The 19,810-nt window shown below is 67.0% G+C and carries 23 protein-coding genes and 2 riboswitches; of the genes, 17 read left to right on the top strand and 6 right to left on the bottom strand.

Annotated elements, in window-relative coordinates; all coding sequences use genetic code 11:
* Positions 1-41: 41 nt before the first annotated feature.
* Together DFR51_RS10945 and DFR51_RS10940 are read left to right on the top strand one after the other, a co-directional pair.
* Positions 42-983: an alpha/beta fold hydrolase gene (locus DFR51_RS10945; protein ID WP_121051038.1), complete on the top strand. Its 942-nt coding sequence runs from the start codon at positions 42-44 to the stop codon at positions 981-983.
* The gene (locus tag DFR51_RS10940) at positions 980-2,092 is read left to right on the top strand and encodes an NAD(P)/FAD-dependent oxidoreductase (RefSeq protein ID WP_121051036.1); all 1,113 of its coding nucleotides are present in this window, start codon (positions 980-982) and stop codon (positions 2,090-2,092) included. Before DFR51_RS10945 ends, DFR51_RS10940 begins: the two co-directional genes overlap by 4 nt.
* Here the strand turns inward: DFR51_RS10940 and DFR51_RS10935 are convergent.
* The 4 genes from DFR51_RS10935 to ispH form a co-directional block, all read right to left on the bottom strand.
* Complete coding sequence (locus tag DFR51_RS10935) at positions 2,085-2,921, bottom strand: PEP-CTERM sorting domain-containing protein (RefSeq protein ID WP_160119049.1); 837 nt, start codon at positions 2,919-2,921, stop codon at positions 2,085-2,087. The genes DFR51_RS10940 and DFR51_RS10935 overlap by 8 nt on opposite strands.
* Before the next feature lie 138 nt (positions 2,922-3,059).
* Positions 3,060-3,524: a ribonuclease HI gene (rnhA, locus tag DFR51_RS10930; protein ID WP_121051032.1), complete on the bottom strand. Its 465-nt coding sequence runs from the start codon at positions 3,522-3,524 to the stop codon at positions 3,060-3,062.
* Complete coding sequence (thrB, locus tag DFR51_RS10925) at positions 3,521-4,462, bottom strand: homoserine kinase (protein WP_121051030.1); 942 nt, start codon at positions 4,460-4,462, stop codon at positions 3,521-3,523. Before thrB ends, rnhA begins: the two co-directional genes overlap by 4 nt.
* 3 nt (positions 4,463-4,465) lie before the next feature.
* The gene (ispH, locus tag DFR51_RS10920) at positions 4,466-5,425 is read right to left on the bottom strand and encodes a 4-hydroxy-3-methylbut-2-enyl diphosphate reductase (protein WP_121051028.1); all 960 of its coding nucleotides are present in this window, start codon (positions 5,423-5,425) and stop codon (positions 4,466-4,468) included.
* A gap of 114 nt (positions 5,426-5,539) precedes the next feature.
* Between ispH and DFR51_RS10915 the strand changes: the two genes are divergently transcribed.
* The 7 genes from DFR51_RS10915 (at position 5,540) to DFR51_RS10885 (ending at position 12,011) form a co-directional block, all read left to right on the top strand.
* Positions 5,540-6,157 carry a hypothetical protein gene (locus tag DFR51_RS10915; RefSeq protein ID WP_243445505.1) on the top strand — a complete coding sequence of 206 codons (618 nt, stop codon included), beginning with the start codon at positions 5,540-5,542 and terminating at the stop codon, positions 6,155-6,157.
* Positions 6,158-6,233: 76 nt separating this feature from the next.
* Positions 6,234-6,328, top strand: a riboswitch (glycine riboswitch).
* Between the two features lie 2 nt (positions 6,329-6,330).
* Positions 6,331-6,437: riboswitch (glycine riboswitch) on the top strand.
* Between the two features lie 47 nt (positions 6,438-6,484).
* Positions 6,485-7,600: a glycine cleavage system aminomethyltransferase GcvT gene (gene gcvT / locus DFR51_RS10910; RefSeq protein ID WP_121051026.1), complete on the top strand. Its 1,116-nt coding sequence runs from the start codon at positions 6,485-6,487 to the stop codon at positions 7,598-7,600.
* The gene (gene gcvH / locus DFR51_RS10905; RefSeq protein WP_121051024.1) at positions 7,600-7,971 is read left to right on the top strand and encodes a glycine cleavage system protein GcvH; all 372 of its coding nucleotides are present in this window, start codon (positions 7,600-7,602) and stop codon (positions 7,969-7,971) included. Before gcvT ends, gcvH begins: the two co-directional genes overlap by 1 nt.
* Before the next feature lie 10 nt (positions 7,972-7,981).
* Complete coding sequence (locus DFR51_RS10900) at positions 7,982-8,743, top strand: class I SAM-dependent methyltransferase (protein ID WP_121051023.1); 762 nt, start codon at positions 7,982-7,984, stop codon at positions 8,741-8,743.
* 3 nt (positions 8,744-8,746) lie between these two features.
* Positions 8,747-10,117 carry an aminomethyl-transferring glycine dehydrogenase subunit GcvPA gene (gene gcvPA / locus DFR51_RS10895; RefSeq protein WP_121051022.1) on the top strand — a complete coding sequence of 457 codons (1,371 nt, stop codon included), beginning with the start codon at positions 8,747-8,749 and terminating at the stop codon, positions 10,115-10,117.
* Positions 10,111-11,676, top strand: coding sequence for an aminomethyl-transferring glycine dehydrogenase subunit GcvPB (gcvPB, locus tag DFR51_RS10890; protein WP_121051020.1), 1,566 nt, complete (start codon positions 10,111-10,113; stop codon positions 11,674-11,676). Before gcvPA ends, gcvPB begins: the two co-directional genes overlap by 7 nt.
* A 41-nt stretch (positions 11,677-11,717) precedes the next feature.
* Entirely contained in the window at positions 11,718-12,011 is a 294-nt protein-coding gene (locus DFR51_RS10885) for a DUF1294 domain-containing protein (protein ID WP_121051018.1), read from the top strand.
* Here the strand turns inward: DFR51_RS10885 and DFR51_RS10880 are convergent.
* Positions 12,008-12,883 carry a hypothetical protein gene (locus DFR51_RS10880; RefSeq protein WP_121051016.1) on the bottom strand — a complete coding sequence of 292 codons (876 nt, stop codon included), beginning with the start codon at positions 12,881-12,883 and terminating at the stop codon, positions 12,008-12,010. The genes DFR51_RS10885 and DFR51_RS10880 overlap by 4 nt on opposite strands.
* A gap of 91 nt (positions 12,884-12,974) precedes the next feature.
* Here DFR51_RS10880 and DFR51_RS10875 point away from each other — a divergent pair, with 91 nt between their 5' ends.
* From DFR51_RS10875 to DFR51_RS10840, 8 genes are all read left to right on the top strand, one after another.
* Complete coding sequence (locus tag DFR51_RS10875) at positions 12,975-13,226, top strand: exodeoxyribonuclease VII small subunit (protein WP_121051014.1); 252 nt, start codon at positions 12,975-12,977, stop codon at positions 13,224-13,226.
* An 8-nt stretch (positions 13,227-13,234) separates the two neighbouring features.
* Complete coding sequence (locus DFR51_RS10870; RefSeq protein ID WP_121051012.1) at positions 13,235-14,131, top strand: polyprenyl synthetase family protein; 897 nt, start codon at positions 13,235-13,237, stop codon at positions 14,129-14,131.
* A gap of 22 nt (positions 14,132-14,153) precedes the next feature.
* Positions 14,154-14,648, top strand: a complete 495-nt coding sequence (coaD, locus tag DFR51_RS10865) for a pantetheine-phosphate adenylyltransferase (protein ID WP_121051010.1) — start codon at positions 14,154-14,156, stop codon at positions 14,646-14,648.
* 65 nt (positions 14,649-14,713) lie between these two features.
* Positions 14,714-15,427 (top strand): peptidylprolyl isomerase, encoded by a 714-nt coding sequence (locus DFR51_RS10860; protein WP_121051569.1) that lies wholly within the window; start codon positions 14,714-14,716, stop codon positions 15,425-15,427.
* A 1-nt stretch (position 15,428) separates the two neighbouring features.
* Entirely contained in the window at positions 15,429-16,454 is a 1,026-nt protein-coding gene (queA, locus tag DFR51_RS10855; protein ID WP_121051008.1) for a tRNA preQ1(34) S-adenosylmethionine ribosyltransferase-isomerase QueA, read from the top strand.
* Between the two features lie 47 nt (positions 16,455-16,501).
* Positions 16,502-17,035, top strand: a complete 534-nt coding sequence (locus DFR51_RS10850; RefSeq protein ID WP_126494474.1) for a hypothetical protein — start codon at positions 16,502-16,504, stop codon at positions 17,033-17,035.
* Between the two features lie 39 nt (positions 17,036-17,074).
* Positions 17,075-18,199, top strand: a complete 1,125-nt coding sequence (gene tgt / locus DFR51_RS10845) for a tRNA guanosine(34) transglycosylase Tgt (RefSeq protein ID WP_121051567.1) — start codon at positions 17,075-17,077, stop codon at positions 18,197-18,199.
* On the top strand, positions 18,199-18,969 hold the full coding sequence (locus tag DFR51_RS10840) for an enoyl-CoA hydratase (RefSeq protein WP_121051004.1): 771 nt from the start codon (positions 18,199-18,201) through the stop codon (positions 18,967-18,969). The genes tgt and DFR51_RS10840 overlap by 1 nt, the downstream gene beginning before the upstream one ends.
* Here DFR51_RS10840 and DFR51_RS10835 read toward each other — a convergent pair.
* Complete coding sequence (locus tag DFR51_RS10835) at positions 18,966-19,778, bottom strand: enoyl-CoA hydratase-related protein (RefSeq protein ID WP_121051565.1); 813 nt, start codon at positions 19,776-19,778, stop codon at positions 18,966-18,968. The genes DFR51_RS10840 and DFR51_RS10835 overlap by 4 nt on opposite strands.
* Positions 19,779-19,810 lie beyond the last annotated feature (32 nt).

Genomic DNA, 19,810 nt, shown 5'->3' with positions numbered 1-19,810 from the left:
GGTCCTAGACGTCATGACTGAAAAAAACGTAACCATGCGCCGTGACGCCCGACCCGCTCTCCGACACTGCCTTGACCCGCCGCCGTTCGCTGCCCCCGGAGGCCAGCTGGGCGGAATGGATCGCCGCTGACGGTTGGCGCATCCGCACGGTGAGTTGGGCGCCGATGGCAGGCAAGCCGTCGATCCTGTTCCTGAACGGGCGCGCGGATTTCATCGAGAAGTATTCGGAGAGCTACTGGCACTGGCGGGACCAGGGCTATGGTCTCTTCACCTTCGACTGGCGAGGGCAGGGGGCTTCGGTACGCTTTCCGTCCGGTGAGGAGGGATATTTCGGCACGTGGCTCGCTGATCTGGATGGCCTCGCTGACCGTGCAGGGGTGCTGCTCGGTGGGCCGCTGGTGATCGCGGGGCACAGCATGGGCGGGCATCTCGCGCTTCGGCATCTCGCGGCGGGCGGTACATCCCGCTACCGCCGTGCCGTGATGTTCGCACCAATGGTGGGCATCGCAGCGCACGGTGTGCCGCCGCGCGTGCTGTCGTGGCTTGCACACACCCGCGTGCACGCGGGTGCGGGTGACACATATCCGCCGCTGCAGGGACCATACGGGGAGCGCTCGCGGGGCGTACACCGCCAGCGCATCTTGACCGGCGATCCGGAGCGGTTCGCAGACGAAGCCTGGTGGATCGACGCAAACGCTGCGCTCGCCTTTGGCGGGGCGAACTGGCGTTGGGTGTTCGAGGCATCGGCATCATGCCGCGCACTGGCTGCGCGCGGCGTGCCCGAGGCGATCCGGTTGCCGGTTGACGTGTTCATCGGCGACAACGAGCGGCTCGTGGACGGCGCCGCGGCGCGGCGGTTCGTTCAGCGGTTGCCGGATGGGCACCTGCACGTCATTGCGGGCGCCGCGCACGAATTGCTGCGTGAACGAAGCACGGTGCAGGATGCCGTGCTCACGGCGGTTGACGGGTTGGTGGCGTTATGACGGGTCGGTACGACATTGTTGTCGTGGGTGCGGGCATCGGCGGTGCGAGCCTCGCGTGGTTTTTGAGCGAACGGGCCTCCGTGCTGCTGATCGAGGCTGAAGAACAGCCGGGCCTGCACAGTACCGGCCGCTCGGCGGCGTTCTTCGCTGAGACGTATGGTGGGCCTGGCGTTCAGCCGCTGACCGCTGCGTCAAAGGCCTTCATGATACAGCCGCCGGAGGGTTTCGCGGACGGTCCGCTCGTGACGCCGCGTGGTGCCCTTCATATCGCTGGGCCGGATGCGCGCGATGCACTCGATCAGATGGAAGGCGCGTTCCGGGCTTTGGGCGTTGCTGTTGAACGCCTTGATGCCGATCGGACGGCTGCGCGAGCGCCGCTGCTCTCCCCTGCATGGCGGCAGTGCGGGCTCTGGGAGCCGGGGTGCAGCGACATCGAGGTGGCGCGCCTGCATCAGGGTTTCCTCGGCGGTGCACGGCGGCGCGGGGCTGCGCTTGTTACGGGCGCGCGTGTTCGAGGCCTTGAGCGTCGTGACGGGTGTTGGCGGATCGAAACCGGCGCGGGGCATTTCGAAGCGGATGTGGTGGTGAACGCGGCGGGGGCGTGGGCGGATGAGGTCGCCGTGCTGGCGGGTGCGCAGCCGCTGGGGGTGCAGCCGTTGCGGCGGACAATGGTCGTGGCGGATCTGGGCCAGGCTGTGGAGGCGGACCTGCCGGTTGTGCTGGATGTGGCAGGTGCCTTCTACTTCAAACCCGATGCCGGGATGATGTGGGTCAGTCCCCACGACGAAACGCCGGTGGCGGCGAGTGATGTGCAGCCTGAGGAGCTGGACATTGCGATTGCCGTGGACCGGTTCGAGACCGCGACGACCGCGACGGTGCGTCGGGTGGTGCGGTCGTGGGCGGGGCTGCGGAGCTTCGCGCCGGATCGGCTTCCGGTGTACGGTTTTGCGTCGGACGCACCCGGCTTCTTCTGGTGCGCGGGGCAGGGCGGATTTGGGGTGCAAACATCACCCGCAGCCGGCGCGATGGCGGCGGCGCTGATCACGGGAGCGGCTTGGAGCGCGCCTGGCGTTGATCCCGAGCGCTACGCGCCCAGGCGGTTCAGTTGACCTTGCGGCGGCGTGCGGCGCCGATGCCGATGAGGCCGAGGCCGAAAAGGCCGAGCATCGCCGGTTCCGGAACATCGCTCGTGTAGAAGTTCATCTGCGCGAGCTTGAACGAATCCGGATAATCCCGGTACGCGCCGGCGTAATAGAGATCGGCCGCGATGATGACGACGTTGCCGTAGTGCCCGCCGGCATCGAAACCGACATAGGGGCTGGACGGGCTCGTCTTGATCTGGATTTCGTGCAGATCGGTCGAGAGGTCCGGGAATGCAGCTTCGACATCGAGGAACTGGTTCCAGCCGGTGCTGACGGTGCCGATCAGGATCGTCGCGTCATTGTCCTTGGTCCAGTTGCCGCCGCTGTACATGTCGTAGGCATTGAGCACGACTGCAGAGGGCGAGACGAGCTGGTCGAACTGCAGGACGATATAGTCCTTGGAGCCCGCATTGTCCGTGGTGTGGCGCCCCTGCGCGCCGCCGGCCCAGTTGCCGGTGCCGTTGCCGTCGCCGCCGCTGCCGACCGAACCTGACGACGTAACGCCGAGACCGCCATCGTAAAAGCCGAGGAACGCCTGCTCGTGATCGCCGCTGTTCCAGGTGCCGCCCTTGATGGTCCACGCCGTGGCGCGAACGTTAACGATGCTGCCGTCCGATGCGGTGGTGGTGAAGTTGCGGACGTTGCCGTCAGGACCGTCGATGCCGCAGTTCACCGCGCAGCCGCCGCTGAGATCGAGGCTGCCGATGGCGGCGGCAAAGGCGGGCGATGCTGCCAGCGCCGCAGCGGTTAGCGCGAGCGCGCCCAGCACTGCGCGGCGTGAATTCGACCTGATCACAATCAATCCCCTGTACGAACGCCCTGCGCCGAAGCACATTTGCGTCCTCCCAAGCAATTTATGTACCAGACGAGAAAAAGGCTTTGGATTCAATGCAGGCCGCGATCGTTGCGGATGCGTATGTAAAGCCTGCCGACGTTATGCGCGCGGTGCGAGCTCGGTGATCGCAAGATTGGCGAGCTCGTCGGCCCGCTCGTTCTCGGCATGACCGTTGTGGCCCTTCACCCAATGCCATTCGACACGGTGGGGCGCGGCGGCGGCGATCAGGGCCTGCCACAGATCGGCGTTTTTCACCGGTTTCCGGTCCGCGGTACGCCAGCCGTTCCGCTGCCAGCCGTGCACCCATTTGGTGATGCCGTCGCGCACGTAGACCGAATCGGTGGTAAGCTGCACACTGCACGGGCGCTTCAGCGCCTTCAGCGCCTCGATCGCCGCGGTGAGTTCCATGCGGTTGTTGGTGGTGAGCGGCTCAGCGCCCTTCAGCTCCCGTTCCTTGCCCTTTGCACGCAGGATCGCACCCCAGCCGCCGGGCCCGGGGTTGCCCTTGCAGGCACCATCGGTGAACACCTCGACGTCGGGGACATCGGGGGACGCGGCGCTCATTCGGCCTCGCGGTAGTGGAGAAGCCGCCGTGCGAAGGCCATCGGGTCCTTGCGGGTGACAAGCGCGTCCGCCGGGGTGTTGAGCCAGTCCCACGCGCGCGTCAGCAGGAAGCGCAGCGCAGAGGCGCGACGCAGCACGGGCATTGCGGCTGCCTCCGCGTCCGAGATCGGGTGCGCGGCGCGGTAGCCCGCCTCCAGCGCTTCGGCACGTTCGGGATAGAAAACCGCGCCGTCGTTGCTGAAGCACCAGGCGCCGTGCATCACGGCAAGGTCGTAGGCGCGTGCATCGGTGCAGGCGAAATAGAAATCGATGATGCCGGTGACGGTGTCGCCGAGCGCGAGCATATTGTCCGGGAACAGATCGGCGTGGATCGTCGCCTGCGGCAGGTCGGCGCGCCAGTGCGCCTTCTGGAACGCCATCTCCGTCTCGATGAGCCCGGCAAGATCCGGATCGATTTCGCCCGCGCGCGGCAGGCACTTCGCGGCCAGCTCCAAGCGTCCTTCGTGCCCGAGCGCATTGGGGCGTGTGCCCTTGAAATCCGCAGTTGCCGCGTGCAGGCGCCCGAGCGCTTCACCGGCGGCATGGCACAGGGCGGGCGTGGGCTCGGTTACCGAAATGCCGGTGAGGAACTCGATCACGCACGCCGGCCGGCCCGCGAGATCCTGCAGGGCATCTCCGGCGCGGTCCTCGATCGGCTTCGGCACGGGCAGGCCGCGGTCCGCAGCGTGCCGCATCAGGGCCAGGAAATAGGGAAGATCGTCGACCGCAACGCGCTTTTCATAGAGCGTCAGGATGTAACGTCCCCGCGTCGTGTCGATCAGGTAATTCGAGTTCTCGACGCCCTCGGCAATGCCCTTCGCAGCGACAAGATCGCCAATGTCGTAGCGTGCGACGAACGCGGACAAATCCTCCGCGGGAACATGCGTATAAACAGCCACCGTCTACTCCGAGAGTACGCGCGGCAGCTTGAAGACGACGTCCTCGGTCGCGGTCGAGACCTGCTCAATGTTGAGCGTACGGCGCGCGGCGAGCGCGTCCAGCAGCTCCTGCACGAGCACTTCGGGCGCGGATGCGCCTGCCGTGATGCCGACAGTGTCCGCATCCTCAAGCCAGGCCCAGTCCAGCTCGGCGGCGCGCTGAACGAGGTAGGCCCGCGCACCGCAACGCTCGGCGACCTCGCGCAGGCGCAGAGAGTTCGAGGAATTGGGCGCGCCGATCACGAACACGACATCGCAATCGCCCGCGAGGGCCTTCACGGCATCCTGCCGGTTCGATGTCGCGTAGCAGATGTCCTCGCCGCGCGGCGCCTGAATCTCCGGGAAGCGGCGGCGCAGCGTTTCGACGATGTCGTGGGTGTCGTCCACGGACAGGGTTGTCTGCGTGAGGAAAGCGATGCACGAAGGGTCTGCGACGGCGATGGTTTCGGCGTCCTCGATCGTTTCCACCAGCGTCATCGCGCCCTGCGGCACCTGCCCGAACGTGCCGATCACCTCGGGATGCCCGGCATGGCCGACGAAGATGATGTGCCGCCCCTGCTCGATCAGCCGCTCGGCCTGCCGGTGTACCTTCGACACGAGCGGGCATGTGGCGTCGACATAGACCATCTTGCGCGCCTCGGCGGTCTTCGGCACGCTTTTCGGCACGCCGTGCGCCGAGAAGATCACCGGAACGTCTTCCGGAACCTCGTCCAGTTCCTCGACGAACACGGCGCCCTTGGCGCGCAGGCCATCGACGACGAAGCGGTTGTGGACGATTTCGTGGCGCACGTAGACCGGCGCGCCCCACTTTTCGATCGCAAGCTCGACGATGCGGATGGCGCGGTCGACGCCGGCGCAGAAGCCGAGCGGCGCGGCCACCTTCACACGGAGGGGGCGTTTCAGATCAGGATTGATGTCGGCCATGGCGGCGCCCCCTCTACGCGATTGCTTGCCGCTTCAAAAGCCGGTTCCTATAGAAGCGGACGACAGGGGGTGCCAAAGGGTGCTCTCAGCCCGATGCGGGAAGGATCGTCACTCGTGCGCCAGTTTTTCGTTGTTGTGCCTGCGCTCCTCATGCTGGCAGCTTGCGGTGGCGGCAATCCGCTGAAGATCACGCGCAGCCCCTGCCCTGCGGCCGGTACGCTCCAGTACGCGAGCGAGGTGACGTTGTTCTCGCCCGAGACAAGCCGCGATGCGAACGCCATCGATGTGACCGCGGCGATCACCAATGTTCGCGCCACCTGCGCCGAATCGGCGGAGCGGCTGAACAGCCAGCTTTCCTTCGACGTCGTCGCGCAGCGCGCGAACGCCAGCGGCGCGCGCGACGTGACACTGCCTTATTTCGCCGTTGTGCTGCGGGCGGGCGACCAGCTGCTCTCCAAGCAGCTCGGCAGCGTTACGCTGCGCTTCGATGACGGCCAGCTGCGTGCGCGCACGACCGGCTATGCGCGCAGCGACATCAGCCGCGCCGCCGCGGCGCTGCCTGAAAACATCGCGCGCGAGCTGACCCGCGAACGCAAGCCGGGCGACGCCGACGCCGCGATCGACCCGCTCGCCGCGCCGGAAGCGCGCAGCGCGCTGAAGAACGCCAGTTTCGAGCTGCTGGTCGGCTTCCAGCTCGACGATGCAGCGCTCGCTTACAACGTCGGGAAGTAGCGCCCGCGGGCTCTATCCCCCGTTGACAGAATCCCTGCCGCCCCGCATGGAGACCATGCCGTCGGTGCTCCGGCATCGGTGACGCGCGGGAGAGTCCGCATTCTTCGGGATGCGGCGCCGAAGGAGCAACCGCCCCCGGAATCTCTCAGGCCAATGGACCGCGCGGCCACCTTGTACGGCGCTCTGGAAAGCGGATGCGGCTTCGGGCGCATCCCACCGACGGGGTAAGCGCAGGCTCGGCCAGCGCGAAACTCTCAGGTTCCGTGACAGATGGGGGCGGCCCGGTGCGGCTTTGCATCGGGAGTCTGTGTCACGAACGGAGCCTTGATGTCCACAACCGATGAAACCGCGCTGACGCTGCCGCTCGATGCCCTGCATCGCGAACTCGGCGGGCGCATGGTGCCGTTCGCAGGCTATGCCATGCCCGTGCAGTTCGAAGGCATCATGGCCGAGCATAGCTGGACGCGCGAGAGCGCCGGCCTGTTCGACGTGAGCCACATGGGACAGCTGGAATTTCGCGGCCAGGACATTGCAGCCGCGCTCGAGAGCCTGATGCCCGGCGATTTTCTGGCGCTGCGCGAGAACCGGATGCGCTATTCGCTGCTGCTCGACGACAACGGCGGCATCATCGACGACCTGATGGTGACGAACCGCGGCGATCATTTCTATGTTGTCGTCAACGGTGCGACCAAGCACGGCGACATTGCGCACATTGCGGCGCGACTTGCGGACGGCGTATCGCTCGTTCACCGCACCGATCTCGCGCTGCTCGCGCTGCAGGGGCCGAAGGCGGTGGATGCGCTGGCGCGCGTCGCGGGCGAAGTTTCGACCCTGGTATTCATGAAGGCCGGGGCCTTCCGCATTGAGGACGTCGACGTGTGGGTGAGCCGTTCCGGCTACACGGGCGAGGACGGATTCGAGATTTCAGTGCCCGCAGAGCACGTCGAAGCCGTTGCCCGCGCGCTGCTGGCGCAGCCTGAAGTGAAGCCGATCGGCCTTGGCGCGCGCGATTCGCTGCGGCTGGAAGCGGGGCTGCCGCTTTATGGCCACGACCTTTCCACGGCCTCCACGCCGATCGAGGCCGATCTCGGCTTCGCGATTTCCAAGCGCCGCAAAGCAGAAGGCGGATTTCCGGGCGCGGAGCGTGTGCTCGGCCAGCTGCTGAACGGTGCACCGGTGAAGCGCATCGGGCTCCGCATCGAAGGCAAGCTGCCAGCGCGCGAAGGCGCCGAGATTTTCGCCGGGACCGAGAAGGTGGGGATCGTCACCTCGGGCGGGTTTGCGCCCACGGTGGGCGCGCCGATCGCGATGGGCTTCGTTTCGACGGGCCACACCGCGGACGGCACCGCGCTTGAAATTGATGTTCGCGGACGGCGGATCGCCGCCGTCGCCGCGCCCATGCCGTTCGTTCCGCACCGTTATGTCAGACAGGGAGGCCAGTGATGACCGTCTATTATTCGAAAGAGCACGAGTGGGTCCGCGTTGAAGGCGACACCGCCACCGTGGGCATCACCGATTATGCGCAGAGCCAGCTCGGCGACGTGGTGTTCGTGGAGCTTCCGGCCGTGGGCAAGGCGCTCGTGCAGGGCAAGGATGCCGCCGTCGTCGAATCGGTGAAGGCCGCGAGCGAGGTCTATGCGCCGATCTCCGGCAGCGTCCGCGAAGTGAACGACGCGCTTGAGGCCGACCCGTCGCTCGTAAACAGCGCGGCGGAAACCGATGGCTGGTTCTTCAAGATGAGCATCGGCAATTCTGCCGAGCTTTCCGGCCTGATGGATGCGGACGCCTACGCGGCGTTCTGCGCGGACCTCTAGGGGGGCTTCGATGACGCGGCAGCACAATTTCGATCCAGCCGAATACGCTGCCCATGCGGCGTTCGTGCCTGCGCTCGGAGCTGCCGTGCTTGGCCTGCTTGCGCCGAAGGCGGGCGAGCGGATTCTCGACCTTGGCTGCGGCGACGGCGTGCTGACGCTGAAGCTCGTCGAGGCGGGGGCGAGCGTGCTCGGCACCGATGCCGACCCGGCGATGGTGGAAGCCGCGCGCGCCAAGGGCCTCGACGCCGAGGTGATGGACGGGCAGCAGCTGAAGTTCGACGGCGGCTTCGATGCCGTGTTCTCGAACGCTGCGCTGCACTGGATGCCCGACACGGCGGCGGTGTTCGCGGGCGTCTACCGCGCCTTGAGGCCGGGCGGGCGCTTCGTCGCGGAGTGCGGCGGCTTCGGCAACATCGCCGCGATCCGCGCCGGGCTGCGCGGCCTGCTGAAGGCGCGCGGCTATGCCGTGCCTGGCCATGAGGACCAGATCTACATGACCGCGCCGCAGGCGCGAGGCGGGCTGGAGGCTGCGGGGTTCACGGTCGAGACTTGTGACATCATTCCGCGGCAGACGCCGCTCGCGAGCGGCATGGCGGCGTGGCTCACGACGTTTCGCACGGGCTTCCTCGATGCGCTGAAGGTCACGGACAGCGACCGGCAGGCGGTGATCGACGAGACCGTCGAACTTCTCCGTCCCATCCTCTGCGATGCGGACGGCAACTGGATGGCGGATTACGTGCGGCTGCGCTTCGCGGCCACAAAACCGGAGTAGCGAATGCGATACCTGCCCCTCACTGCCGACGACCGCGCCGCGATGCTTGGGCGCATCGGCGTTCGACACGTCGACGACCTGTTCCGCGACATGCCCGCCGATGCGCGGCTTTCCGGCCCGGTGGAGGGCCTGCCGCTCCACATGAGCGAGATGGAGGTGGAGCGCGCGCTTTCCGCGATGGCACGGAAGAATCTCACCGCCACGCACGTGCCCTTCTTCCTCGGCTGCGGGGCCTACAAGCACCATGTGCCGGCGAGTGTCGATCACCTGATCCAGCGTGGCGAGTTCCTGACGAGCTACACGCCCTATCAGCCGGAAATCGCGCAGGGGACGCTGCAGTACCTGTTCGAATTCCAGACGCAGGTCGCGCGCCTGACCGGCATGGATGTGGCGAACGCCTCGATGTACGACGGCTCCACGGCGTGCGTGGAAGCGATCTTCATGGCGCGGCGCGTGACCCGCAGGGCGAAGGCGTTGCTCTCGGCGGGGCTGCATCCGCACTATGTGTCGGTCGCGAAGACGCTGACGCACTTCACCGATGACGAGGTGATGACGGCGGTGCCGGTGCTGACGGACGGCGCGCCGGGCGATGATATCGCGGCACTGATCGCGGCGATCGACGACGAGACGAGCTGCGTCGTCGTGCAGAACCCAAACCTCTTCGGCCACGTCGCCGACCTTTCGGAGCTTGCCGCGCGCTGCCACGAGAAAGGCGCGCTGCTGATCGCGGTGGTGACGGAAGCCGTCGCTTTCGGCGCGGTCCGTTCACCGGGCGCGATGGGCGCGGACATTGTGGTGGGCGAGGGCCAGTCGATCGGCGGCGGGCTCAGCTTCGGCGGGCCGTATCTCGGCCTCTTCGCCTGCAACCACAAGCACGTCCGCCAGATGCCGGGCCGGCTCTGCGGCGAGACGGTGGATGCCGAAGGGCGGCGCGGCTTCGTGCTGACACTCTCGACGCGCGAGCAGCATATCCGCCGCGAGAAGGCGACCTCGAACATCTGCACCAACTCCGGGCTCATCAGCCTTGCGTTCACGATCCACATGAGCCTGCTCGGCGAGAAGGGCCTGCGCGACCTTGCGGCGCTCAACCACGCCCGCGCGGTGCAGGTGGCCGAGCGGCTGGCGGCGATTCCGGGGGTCGAGCTTCTGAACGGGCCGTTCTTCAACGAGTTCACGCTGCGGCTTTCCGTGGAGGCACGGCCTGCGATCCGCCGCATGGCGGATGCGGGCGTGCTTGGCGGTGTCGCGCTCGGGCGGCTCTATCCGGGGGAGGCGAGCCTTGCCAATGGTGTCGTTGTCGCTGTGACGGAAACGCAGACCGATGACGATGTAGACAATCTAGTCGCTGCGTATGAGGAGGCCGTGTCATGCTGAACCGTCAGGGACGTGAGACGGCGCCGGGGGCGGCGGAGGCGAAGGTGGATACTTTCACCGGAAACCGGGGCCTTGCGCTTGAAGAGCCGCTCATCTTCGAAATCGGCGACAACACGCGCACGGGTGTCGACCTGCCCGCGCCGCCGAAGGTCGCATCGCGCCTCGGCGGGCTGGAGCGGGAGCCGATCGGGCTTCCGGGACTGTCCGAGCCGGAAGCCGTGCGCCATTACACGCGCCTCAGCCGCCAGAACTTCGCGATCGACATGGGCCTGTTCCCGCTCGGCTCGTGCACGATGAAGCACAACCCGCGCCTCAACGAGAAGATGGCGCGCCTGCCGGGCTTTTCGGACATCCACCCGCTGCAGCCGGTGGACAGCGTGCAGGGCGCGCTGGAGCTGATCGACAGCCTGGCGCACTGGCTGAAAACGCTGACCGGCATGCCGGAAGTCGCCATGAGCCCGAAGGCGGGCGCACACGGCGAGCTGTGCGGAATGCTGGCGATCCGCGCGGCGCACGAGGCGCGCGGCGAAACGCGCAAGGTGGTTCTGGTCCCCGAATCGGCGCACGGCACCAATCCCGCCACGGCGGCCTTCTGCGGCTATGAGGTGGAGAACATCCCGGCGACCCCGGCGGGCCGTGTCGATCTCGCGGCGCTGACGGCCCGGCTTGGGCCCGACGTCGCGGCGGTGATGATCACCAACCCGAACACGTGCGGCCTGTTCGAGCCGGACATGAGCGCGATTTCCGAGGCCGTGCACGCGGCGGGCGCTTACGTTTACTGCGACGGCGCCAACTTCAACGCCATCGTCGGGCGCGTCCGCCCCGGCGATCTCGGCATCGATGCCATGCACATCAACCTCCACAAGACCTTCTCGACACCGCACGGCGGCGGCGGGCCGGGCGCGGGGCCGGTGGTGTTCTCGGCGGCGCTGGCGCCGTTCGCGCCGCTGCCGTTCGTACGCCACACGGGCACGCACTTCGAGCTGGTCGAGGAAGAGCAGGCGCACGGCAAGGGTGACGGACACGCGCGGAGCTTCGGCCGCATGGTCGCCTTCCACGGCCAGATGGGCATGTTCGTGCGCGCGCTCAGCTATATCATGAGCCACGGCGCGGACGGCCTGCGGCAGGTCGCGGAAGACGCGGTGCTGAACGCGAACTATATGCTGCGCAGCCTCGACGACGTGATGACCGCGCCGTTCGGCACGTCGGGGCCCTGTATGCACGAAGCGCTGTTCGACGATGGTTTCCTCGACGGCACGGGCGTGACCACGATCGACATCGCCAAGGCGCTGATCGACGAGGGCTATCACCCGATGACGATGTACTTCCCGCTCGTCGTCCACGGCGCGATGCTGATCGAGCCGACGGAAACCGAGAGCAAGGCAACGCTCGACCAGTTCATCGCCACGCTGCGGCATCTCGTGGCGCGCGCGAAGGCGGGTGAGGCGGAGTATTTCAAAGCCGCGCCGCACCTCGCACCGCGTCGCCGCCTCGACGAGACGCTGGCGGCCCGGAAGCCCGTGCTGAGCTGGGTGCCGGAAAGCATCGCGGCGGAGTAGACGCACGGCCTGTTAAGCACAGGCATGGCAAGACGGCGGCGATGGGAACGATCGCATATTATCTGATCGCGGTGAACCTCGCCGCCTTCGCCGCCTATGTCTGGGACAAGCATTTGGCCGAGACGGGCGGACGCCGGATTTCGGAAAGTACGCTGCTTGGCCTTGCCTGTCTCGGGGGTTCGCCCGGCGCGTGGGCGGCGATGCGGCTGGTGCGCCACAAGACGCGCAAGGCATCCTTTCAGACAAGCTTCCGCGTGCTTTTGGCTGTGCAGATCGTGCTTCTTGTCGCGGCGTCGACCGAGCGCGGACGCGCGTTCCTGATCTTGCTCGTCTAACCTTCGGGGTCGGCGGTAAATTCGCTGAACCGCCAGCCTTCGGCGCCCTTGCTGAAGTAGAAGACATAGGGGGCGCAGAACACGACGAAGCGGTCCTCCTCCGGCTGTGGCTGCGCGATGCCCATGCACTGGCGCACGGCGGGCGTGAACAGGCCCATCCAGATCGAATCGAAGCGGTCGGCGCTGAGCTCCCGGCCTTCGAACAGGAAGGGGAAGCGGGTCAGCGCCTTGACGGTCGCGGCGTCGCCTGTGGCGGCGGCGGTGGCGAAGCGCGTCCAGTCCGGCGCGAATGAGGCGACGGCGCCCGGGCTGCTCGTCGCGGCGGCCGGTCCCAGTTCGAGCTTCAGGATGCGCTTGTCGTCCCACTGTTCGTGGTAGGTGACGCGGGCGCGCATTCCGTTCTCGACGGGAATGGGCGGATCGCCCCGGTTCGTGAAGCTGGCGCCCGAAGGCTGGAAGCCGCGCCAGTAGCCGAACGTGACGCCGCCGACGGTGAAGCCTTCCCACGTGCGGTAACGATAGCCGATGTCGCCCCGGCTGCGGGCTTCACGGCGTTCCTGCGTCCAGGCATCGCTGACGACGCCTTCGGCGACCTTGATATCGCGGCCATCGGCCATCACGCGCTGCATGGCGTGATAATCCCACAGCGGGATGAGCATGATCACGAAGGTGGCCGCGGCGAACGCCACCAGCACCTTCGACCAGCGCTGCGTGTGGCTTCGCCAGCGCCCGATGGCCGCCAGCGCGAACAGCGCGAGCGGGACCGCGAAGAAAACCCATTCCTCGTAGCGCGTGTTCGCGATGTCGAAGACTGTCCGCATCAATGTGCCGTGCCCGCCCGTGCCCTGCCGCCGAATGCTGCGGCGTTTCACTGCGCTGTGCAAGCCATCAGCCCAAACCCCTGTTGACCGCCACGCATCGCCCGTCCAAAACGCGCTTCACTGAACGTGCATGGGGAGTGAGATGACCGGCGTGGACACGGCATCGCTGGAGGGGCTGAGCTTTGAAGCCGCGCTCGCGCGGCTTGAGAAGATCGTGCACCAGCTCGAAGCCGGTGAAGTCGATCTCGAAGCCTCGATCGGACTCTATGAACAGGGCCAGCAGTTGAAGGCCTTTTGCGAATCGAAGCTGAAGGCGGCGCAGGCGCGCATCGAGCTTATCCAGATCGGCCCCGACGGCGAACCGAAGGGCACGCGACCCTTCGATACCGAATAGGCGCCGCGGTGTACGCTTCGCTCAGCCTGAAGCCCGCGCTCGATGCCATCGGAACCGCGATCGACCAGCGTTTCGATAAATTGCTGCCGATCCCCGCCGATCCGCGTCGGCGCCTCGTGGAAGCGATGCGTTATGCGGCGATGGGCGGCGGCAAGCGGATGCGGCCGCTGCTCGTGGTCGCCTCGTGCGACCTGTTCCATGTCGACAAGGAACGCGCGCTGCGTACCGCGATCGCCACCGAATGCGTGCACGTCTACAGCCTCGTCCACGACGATCTGCCGTGCATGGACGACGACGACACGCGGCGCGGCAAGCCGACGCTGCACAAGGCATTCGACGAGGCAACGGCGGTGCTGGCGGGCGATGCGCTGCAGGCGCTCGCTTTCGAAGTGCTTGCCGACGAAGCCACGCACGAAGACCCCTATGTGCGGGCCGAGCTGGTGCTCGAACTCGCGCGTGCCAGCGGCCCCACCGGCATGGCGGGCGGGCAGATGATGGATCTCGTTGCCGAGGGCGAGACGTTCGATCTGCCCACGACGACACGGCTGCAGCAGCTGAAGACGGGCGCGCTCATCGGCTTCGCGATCGAGGCGGGCGCGATCATGGGCAAGGCGAGCGCGGACAACCGCGTGAAACTGCGCGGCTATGCGCGCGATCTCGGCCTTGCCTTCCAGATCGCCGACGATCTGCTCGACGTGGAGGGCGACAGCGGCCGCACGGGCAAGGCGGTGCGCAAGGACGCGGGCGCCGGCAAGGCGACCTTCGTGTCGCTGCTCGGCATCGAGCGCGCGCGCAAGCAGGCGGAAATGCTGATCGATCAGGCGATCGGGCATCTGCACGGCTTCGGCCAGTCCGCCGATCTGTTGCGCGCCATCGCGCGCTTCGCGATCGAACGCGACCGCTAGACCAACAAGCAGGGGACACGTCATGCGCATCGGCGTTTATCCGGGCACGTTCGATCCGATCACGCTCGGCCATATCGACATCATTCGACGCGGCGCCAAGCTTGTCGACAAGCTGATCATCGGCGTATCCACGAACCCTTCGAAGTCGCCGATGTTCACACTCGACGAACGGCTGGACCAGGTGCGCCGCGAGACCGCGGGCATCGCGAACGGGACGATCGAGGTCGTTTCGTTCAATGCGCTGCTGATGGATTTCGCGGCGAGCCAGGGCGCGAGCATGATCGTGCGCGGGCTGCGGGCGGTCGCCGATTTCGAATACGAATATCAGATGGCGGGCATGAACCAGCAGCTGAACAGCGAGATCGAGACGGTGTTCCTGATGGCGGACGTCGCGCTGCAGCCGATCGCGTCTCGCCTGGTGAAGGAAATCGCCATATTCGGCGGCGAGATCGGCAAGTTCGTCACGCCTGCGGTGGCGGCGGCGGTGAAGACGAAAGTGGCCGCCGGCAAATCATGATATTCAGCACGCGTGCAGCCTTTCCGGGCTATGGCGTGCAGCAGTTTGGCAATCGAGGGTTCGGCATGAAACGAGTATGGACTGCGCTGTTTGCAATGCTGGCGATCGCGATGGCGTCCCCGGTGTCTGCGCAGGAAGCGAGCAAGATGTCGCCGGAACAGGCGATGAAGGTGCAGCAGGCGGCCTCTGCCGCGCCGGCTCCGGCGGTTGCTCCCGTCGCCAAGGACCCCGAGAACATCCTGTATCTTGACCTGTCGACGGGCGGGCGCGTTGCCATCCTGATGCGGCCGGACGTGGCGCCGAACCATGTCGAGCGCATCAAGACGCTGGTGCGGCGCGGCTTTTACGACGGCATCATCTTCCACCGCGTGATCGAAGGCTTCATGGCGCAGACCGGCGACCCGCAGGGCACCGGGCAGGGCGGCTCCGACCTTCCCGACCTCAAGGCGGAATTCAATGCGCTGCCGCACCTGCGCGGAACCGTCTCCATGGCGCGCACGCAGGAACCCGATAGCGCGAACAGCCAGTTCTTCATCATGTTCATGCCGATGACGGGCACGATGGACGGCAACTACACCGGCTGGGGCCGCGTGATCTCCGGCATGGAATTCGTGGACAAGATCGCGCGCGGAGAGCCGCCTGCGAATCCCTCCCGCATCCTCAAGGCCTCTATCGCCGCCGACAACGTACCGCCGCCGCCGCCCGCGATTGCCGCGCCGGAACCCGCGCCGGCAGAGCAGCAGGCCGCCGCACAAACCCCGGCGCCGCCGCAGAACTGACTTGCGCGTCGACGATTTCGATTTCGAACTCCCGCAGGACCTGATCGCGCTTCGCCCGGCCAGCCCGCGCGATGCCGCGCGGATGCTGGTCGTGCGTCCGGGCGGTCTCGACGACCGGGTGGTGCGCGATCTGCCGGGGCTGCTGGCACCGGGCGACGTGCTCGTCTTCAACGATACGCGCGTGATCCCCGCGCAGCTTTTCGGGCAGAAGGGCGATGCGAAGATCGGCGTGACGCTCCACAAGCGCGAGGGGCCGTATGAGTGGCGGGCGTTCGTCCGCAATGCGAAGCGGCTGAAGGCGGGCGACCGCGTCGATTTCGGCGCGGGGCTGGAGGGTGTTGTCACCGAAAAGTCGGCAGACGGCAGCATCCTGTGGCGCTTCGAATGCGAGGGGGCGCTGGAGGCCGCGCTGCACGCGGCGGGCACGATGCCGCTGCCGCCCTACATCGCGGGCAAGCGCCCGGCCGATGCGCGCGATGCGGAGGACTATCAGACGATGTTTGCCGCGCGCGAAGGCGCTGTCGCCGCGCCGACGGCGGCGCTGCACTTCTCGCCGGATCTGATCGCGGCGCTGGATGCGCGCGGCGTTGGGCGCGAGACGCTGACGCTGCATGTCGGTGCGGGGACGTTCCTGCCGGTGAAGGTGGACGACACGCGCGACCACAAGATGCACGCCGAATGGGGCGAGGTGAGCGCAGGGGCTGCGGCACGGCTGAACGCGGCGCGCGCGGCGGGCGGGCGGATCATCGCCGTCGGCACCACCTCGCTGCGCCTGCTTGAAAGCGCTGCGCGCGAGGACGGGCAAATCGCGGCGTTCAGCGGCGATACCGACATCTTCATCACGCCGGGCTATCGCTTTCGCGCGGTGCAAGGCCTGATGACCAACTTCCACCTGCCGCGCTCGACCCTCTTCATGCTGGTGAGCGCGCTGGTGGGGCTGCAGACGATGCGCGGCGCCTATGCGCACGCCATCGAAAACGGATACCGCTTCTACTCCTATGGCGATTCGAGCCTGCTCTTGCCGTGATCCGATCCTGGCTGTATTATGCATGTAATACGGTTAATGAGGTGATCATGAAGACGCTGATGATTCCGGCGCTCGCGCTGCTTGGCCTTGCCGCGTGCGATGAGCCTGCAGACCAGCCCGAGAAGGGCGCGGACGTCGCCATCGTGGCGGCGAACGAACAGGGCAAGCGGGTGTTCGAGGCCGCAGCGGACGGCAAGACGGGGGCGGTGACGGTGACGACGCCGGGCTTCGACCTCAACCTGAAGCTGCCCAAGGTGGCGCTCGGTGCGGACGATTTTGATATCGACGGCGTGAAGCTCTATCCCGGCTCGACGATCGGGGAGATTCGCGTTGATGCCGGCGCCAAGGACAAGAAGGGCGATAGCGCGGTGGATGTCGGCTTCACCGCGCCTGCCGGCGCGAAGACCGTGGCGGGCTGGTTCGCACGGCGCTTCACGCAGAAGGGGATCGCCTTCGAACGCGCGGGCGACACGCTGACCGGCGAGACCGCGGACGGCGATGCCTTCGTCATCGAACTCGCCGACGAGGTGGTGGACGGCGCGGCGGGCGCCAAGGGCAGCATCCACGTCGTCAGCGGATAGAGGTTTCCTGCGCGCGCGCTTCGCTCTATGCGGCGCGCCATGACGCGTTTCGACTTTTCCATCCACGCGCGCGACGGCAAGGCGCGCACCGGCACGATCCGCATGATGCGCGGCGACATCCGCACGCCCGCGTTCATGCCGGTGGGCACCGCGGCCACCGTGAAGGCGATGAAGCCCGCGGACGTGCGCGCGGGCGGAGCCGACATCATCCTCGGCAACACCTATCACCTGATGCTTCGCCCCGGCGACGAGCGCATGGCGCGCCTTGGCGGGCTGCACCGCTTCATGGGCTGGGACCGTCCGATCCTGACCGATTCGGGCGGCTATCAGGTGATGAGCCTGTCCGACCTCACCAAGGTGACGGAGGAGGGCGTTCGCTTCGCGTCCCACCTCGACGGCTCGCGGCACCTGCTGACGCCCGAACGCTCGATGGAGATCCAGCGCAACCTCGGCAGCGACATCGTGATGGCGTTCGACGAATGCACGGCGTTTCCCGCGCCGCACGCTGTGGCAGCGAAGTCGATGGAGATGTCGATGCGTTGGGCGAAACGCTCACGCGATGGCTTCGACGGGCACGAGCACGCGGGCCGCGCGGCGCTGTTCGGCATCCAGCAGGGTTCGATGTTCGAGGATTTGCGCCGCGCCTCCTCGCAGGCGCTGACGGAGATCGGCTTCGACGGGTACGCGATCGGCGGCCTCGCGGTGGGCGAAGGCCAGCCGCAGATGTTCGAGGTGCTCGACTATGCGCCGGGGCTGCTGCCGGAAGACCGGCCGCGCTACCTGATGGGCGTCGGCAAGCCCGACGACATCGTGGGGGCGGTGCAGCGGGGCATCGACATGTTCGACTGCGTGCTGCCGACGCGATCGGGCCGCAACGGGCAGGCCTTCACGCACGACGGGCCGATCAACCTTCGGAACGCGCGCTTCGCCGAGGACACGGGACCGCTCGATCCCGATTGCGCCTGCCCGGTCTGCCACGGCTGGAGCCGCGCCTATATCCATCACCTGATCCGTTCGGGTGAAATCCTGGGCGCGATGCTGATGACCGAGCACAACCTCTCCTTTTATCAGCAGTTGATGGCCGGGCTTCGGGAGGCCATCGGGGAGGGGCGGCTGGAGACGTTCGCGCGCGCATTCGTCGGTCGCTACCGAAAGGATGGCTGATGGCGGTTGTCGAGGTCGAGCGCTGCGGGGGCTATGCCGTCGTCACGATGAACCGCCCGGAGGCGATGAATGCGCTTTCGAAGGCACTTCGCACCGAACTCGCCCACACCATCGATGCGCTTGAAGCTGACGCCGACATTCGCGCCATCATCCTCACCGGCGCGGGCGACCGGGCGTTCACCGCAGGGCTCGACCTCAAGGAGCTGGGATCGGGCGCGTCGAGCCTCTCCGACGCTGTGGAAAAGGACGATCCGGCAAGCGCGCTTCGCCGCTTCTCGGGGCCGGTGATCGGCGCGATCAACGGCGTCGCCATCACGGGCGGCTTCGAACTGGCGCTCGCCTGCGATGTGCTGATCGCGTCTGAAACCGCGCGCTTTGCGGACACGCACGCGCGCATCGGCCTGATGCCCGGCTGGGGCCTCAGCCAGCGGCTGAGCCGCGCCATCGGCACCTATCGTGCCAAGGAAATATCACTGACCGGCAATTTCATCGACGCCGCGACGGCAGAGCGCTGGGGCCTCGTGAACCGGGTGGTCGCACCTGCCGACCTGATGCCCGCCGCGCGGCGGCTTGCCGAAGACATGGTCTCTGCCGACCCGGCGATGCTGAAGGCGCTGAAAGCGCTGATCGACGACGGCTTCGCGCTCCCCTTCGGTGAGGCGATGGCACTGGAGACGGAGCGGTCGGCGGGCAATAGCGCGATCGGTGCGGAAGCGGTCGAGGCGCGGCGAAAGGCCGTCCTCGAGCGAGGGCGTTCGCAGGCTTCCTAACGCCCTTTGAAGTTCGGCGGGCGCTTCTGCAGGAAGGCGGCGACGCCCTCCGCGAAATCTTCCGTGAGTCCCGCGAGCCGCTGGTTGCGGCGTTCCACCATCAGCCCTTCGCTGAGCGGCTTGTCGAGGCACTGGCGCAGGCCCTGACGGATGAGCGCGTAAGCCCGTGTCGGCCCCTTCGCGAGCCGCGCGGCAAGTGCGCCGGCTTCCGTCATCAGCGCATCGTCGTCCACGACCTTGTAGATCATGCCCCAGTCGAGCGCCTGCGCGGCGGGCACTTTCTCGCCGAGCATCATCATCGCCTGCGCCCGTGCGCGGCCCGCGAGGCGCGGCAGAATCCAGGTCGAGCCGACATCGGGCACGAGGCCGATGTTGACGAAGGCCTGCAGGAAATAGGCGGAGCGGGTGGCGATCACGATGTCGCCGGCCAGCGCGATCGACGCGCCTGCGCCGGCTGCGGGGCCGTTCACGGCGGTGACGAACGGGACGGGCAGATCCATCAGGCGTTCAAGCAGAGGGTTGAAATGGCTTTCGAGCACCTTGCCCGTATCCATCAGGCCCGCGGGGAGACCGCTGCTGTCAGGAACGGCGCCTGCATTACCGCCCGAAAGATCGGCGCCCGAGGAAAAGCCGCGGCCCGCACCCGTCATCAGAAGCACGCGCGCGGTGCCGTTATCGCGCACGGAATCGATCGCGTGGATCATCTCGCCCACCGTTTTCGTGCTGAGTCCGTTCAGCACCTGGGGCCGGTTGATCGTCAGCGTCGCGATGCCGTCCTGTTCTTCGAGCAGGATATGTTCGTAGGCCATCTGCATCTCCCCTTATGCTGTTCCGGGCGATG

This window comes from Sphingosinicella microcystinivorans (assembly GCF_003634215.1).
In the GTDB taxonomy this organism is placed as follows: domain Bacteria; phylum Pseudomonadota; class Alphaproteobacteria; order Sphingomonadales; family Sphingomonadaceae; genus Sphingosinicella; species Sphingosinicella microcystinivorans.
This window is presented reverse-complemented; position numbering and strand designations above follow the sequence as displayed.

Excerpts from the sequence above, each read along its gene's own strand:
- tgt (WP_121051567.1), top strand. The coding sequence starts at position 17,075 with ATGACGCGTTTCGACTTTTCCATCCACGCGCGCGACGGCAAGGCGCGC.
- DFR51_RS10860 (WP_121051569.1), top strand. The coding sequence starts at position 14,714 with ATGAAACGAGTATGGACTGCGCTGTTTGCAATGCTGGCGATCGCGATG.
- DFR51_RS10900 (WP_121051023.1), top strand. The coding sequence starts at position 7,982 with ATGACGCGGCAGCACAATTTCGATCCAGCCGAATACGCTGCCCATGCG.
- DFR51_RS10875 (WP_121051014.1), top strand. The coding sequence starts at position 12,975 with ATGACCGGCGTGGACACGGCATCGCTGGAGGGGCTGAGCTTTGAAGCC.
- DFR51_RS10840 (WP_121051004.1), top strand. The coding sequence starts at position 18,199 with ATGGCGGTTGTCGAGGTCGAGCGCTGCGGGGGCTATGCCGTCGTCACG.
- DFR51_RS10835 (WP_121051565.1), bottom strand. The coding sequence starts at position 19,778 with ATGGCCTACGAACATATCCTGCTCGAAGAACAGGACGGCATCGCGACG.
- DFR51_RS10940 (WP_121051036.1), top strand. The coding sequence starts at position 980 with ATGACGGGTCGGTACGACATTGTTGTCGTGGGTGCGGGCATCGGCGGT.
- gcvPA (WP_121051022.1), top strand. The coding sequence starts at position 8,747 with ATGCGATACCTGCCCCTCACTGCCGACGACCGCGCCGCGATGCTTGGG.
- ispH (WP_121051028.1), bottom strand. The coding sequence starts at position 5,425 with ATGGCCGACATCAATCCTGATCTGAAACGCCCCCTCCGTGTGAAGGTG.
- DFR51_RS10885 (WP_121051018.1), top strand. The coding sequence starts at position 11,718 with ATGGGAACGATCGCATATTATCTGATCGCGGTGAACCTCGCCGCCTTC.
- gcvT (WP_121051026.1), top strand. The coding sequence starts at position 6,485 with ATGTCCACAACCGATGAAACCGCGCTGACGCTGCCGCTCGATGCCCTG.
- rnhA (WP_121051032.1), bottom strand. The coding sequence starts at position 3,524 with ATGAGCGCCGCGTCCCCCGATGTCCCCGACGTCGAGGTGTTCACCGAT.
- coaD (WP_121051010.1), top strand. The coding sequence starts at position 14,154 with ATGCGCATCGGCGTTTATCCGGGCACGTTCGATCCGATCACGCTCGGC.
- gcvH (WP_121051024.1), top strand. The coding sequence starts at position 7,600 with ATGACCGTCTATTATTCGAAAGAGCACGAGTGGGTCCGCGTTGAAGGC.
- DFR51_RS10850 (WP_126494474.1), top strand. The coding sequence starts at position 16,502 with ATGAAGACGCTGATGATTCCGGCGCTCGCGCTGCTTGGCCTTGCCGCG.
- gcvPB (WP_121051020.1), top strand. The coding sequence starts at position 10,111 with ATGCTGAACCGTCAGGGACGTGAGACGGCGCCGGGGGCGGCGGAGGCG.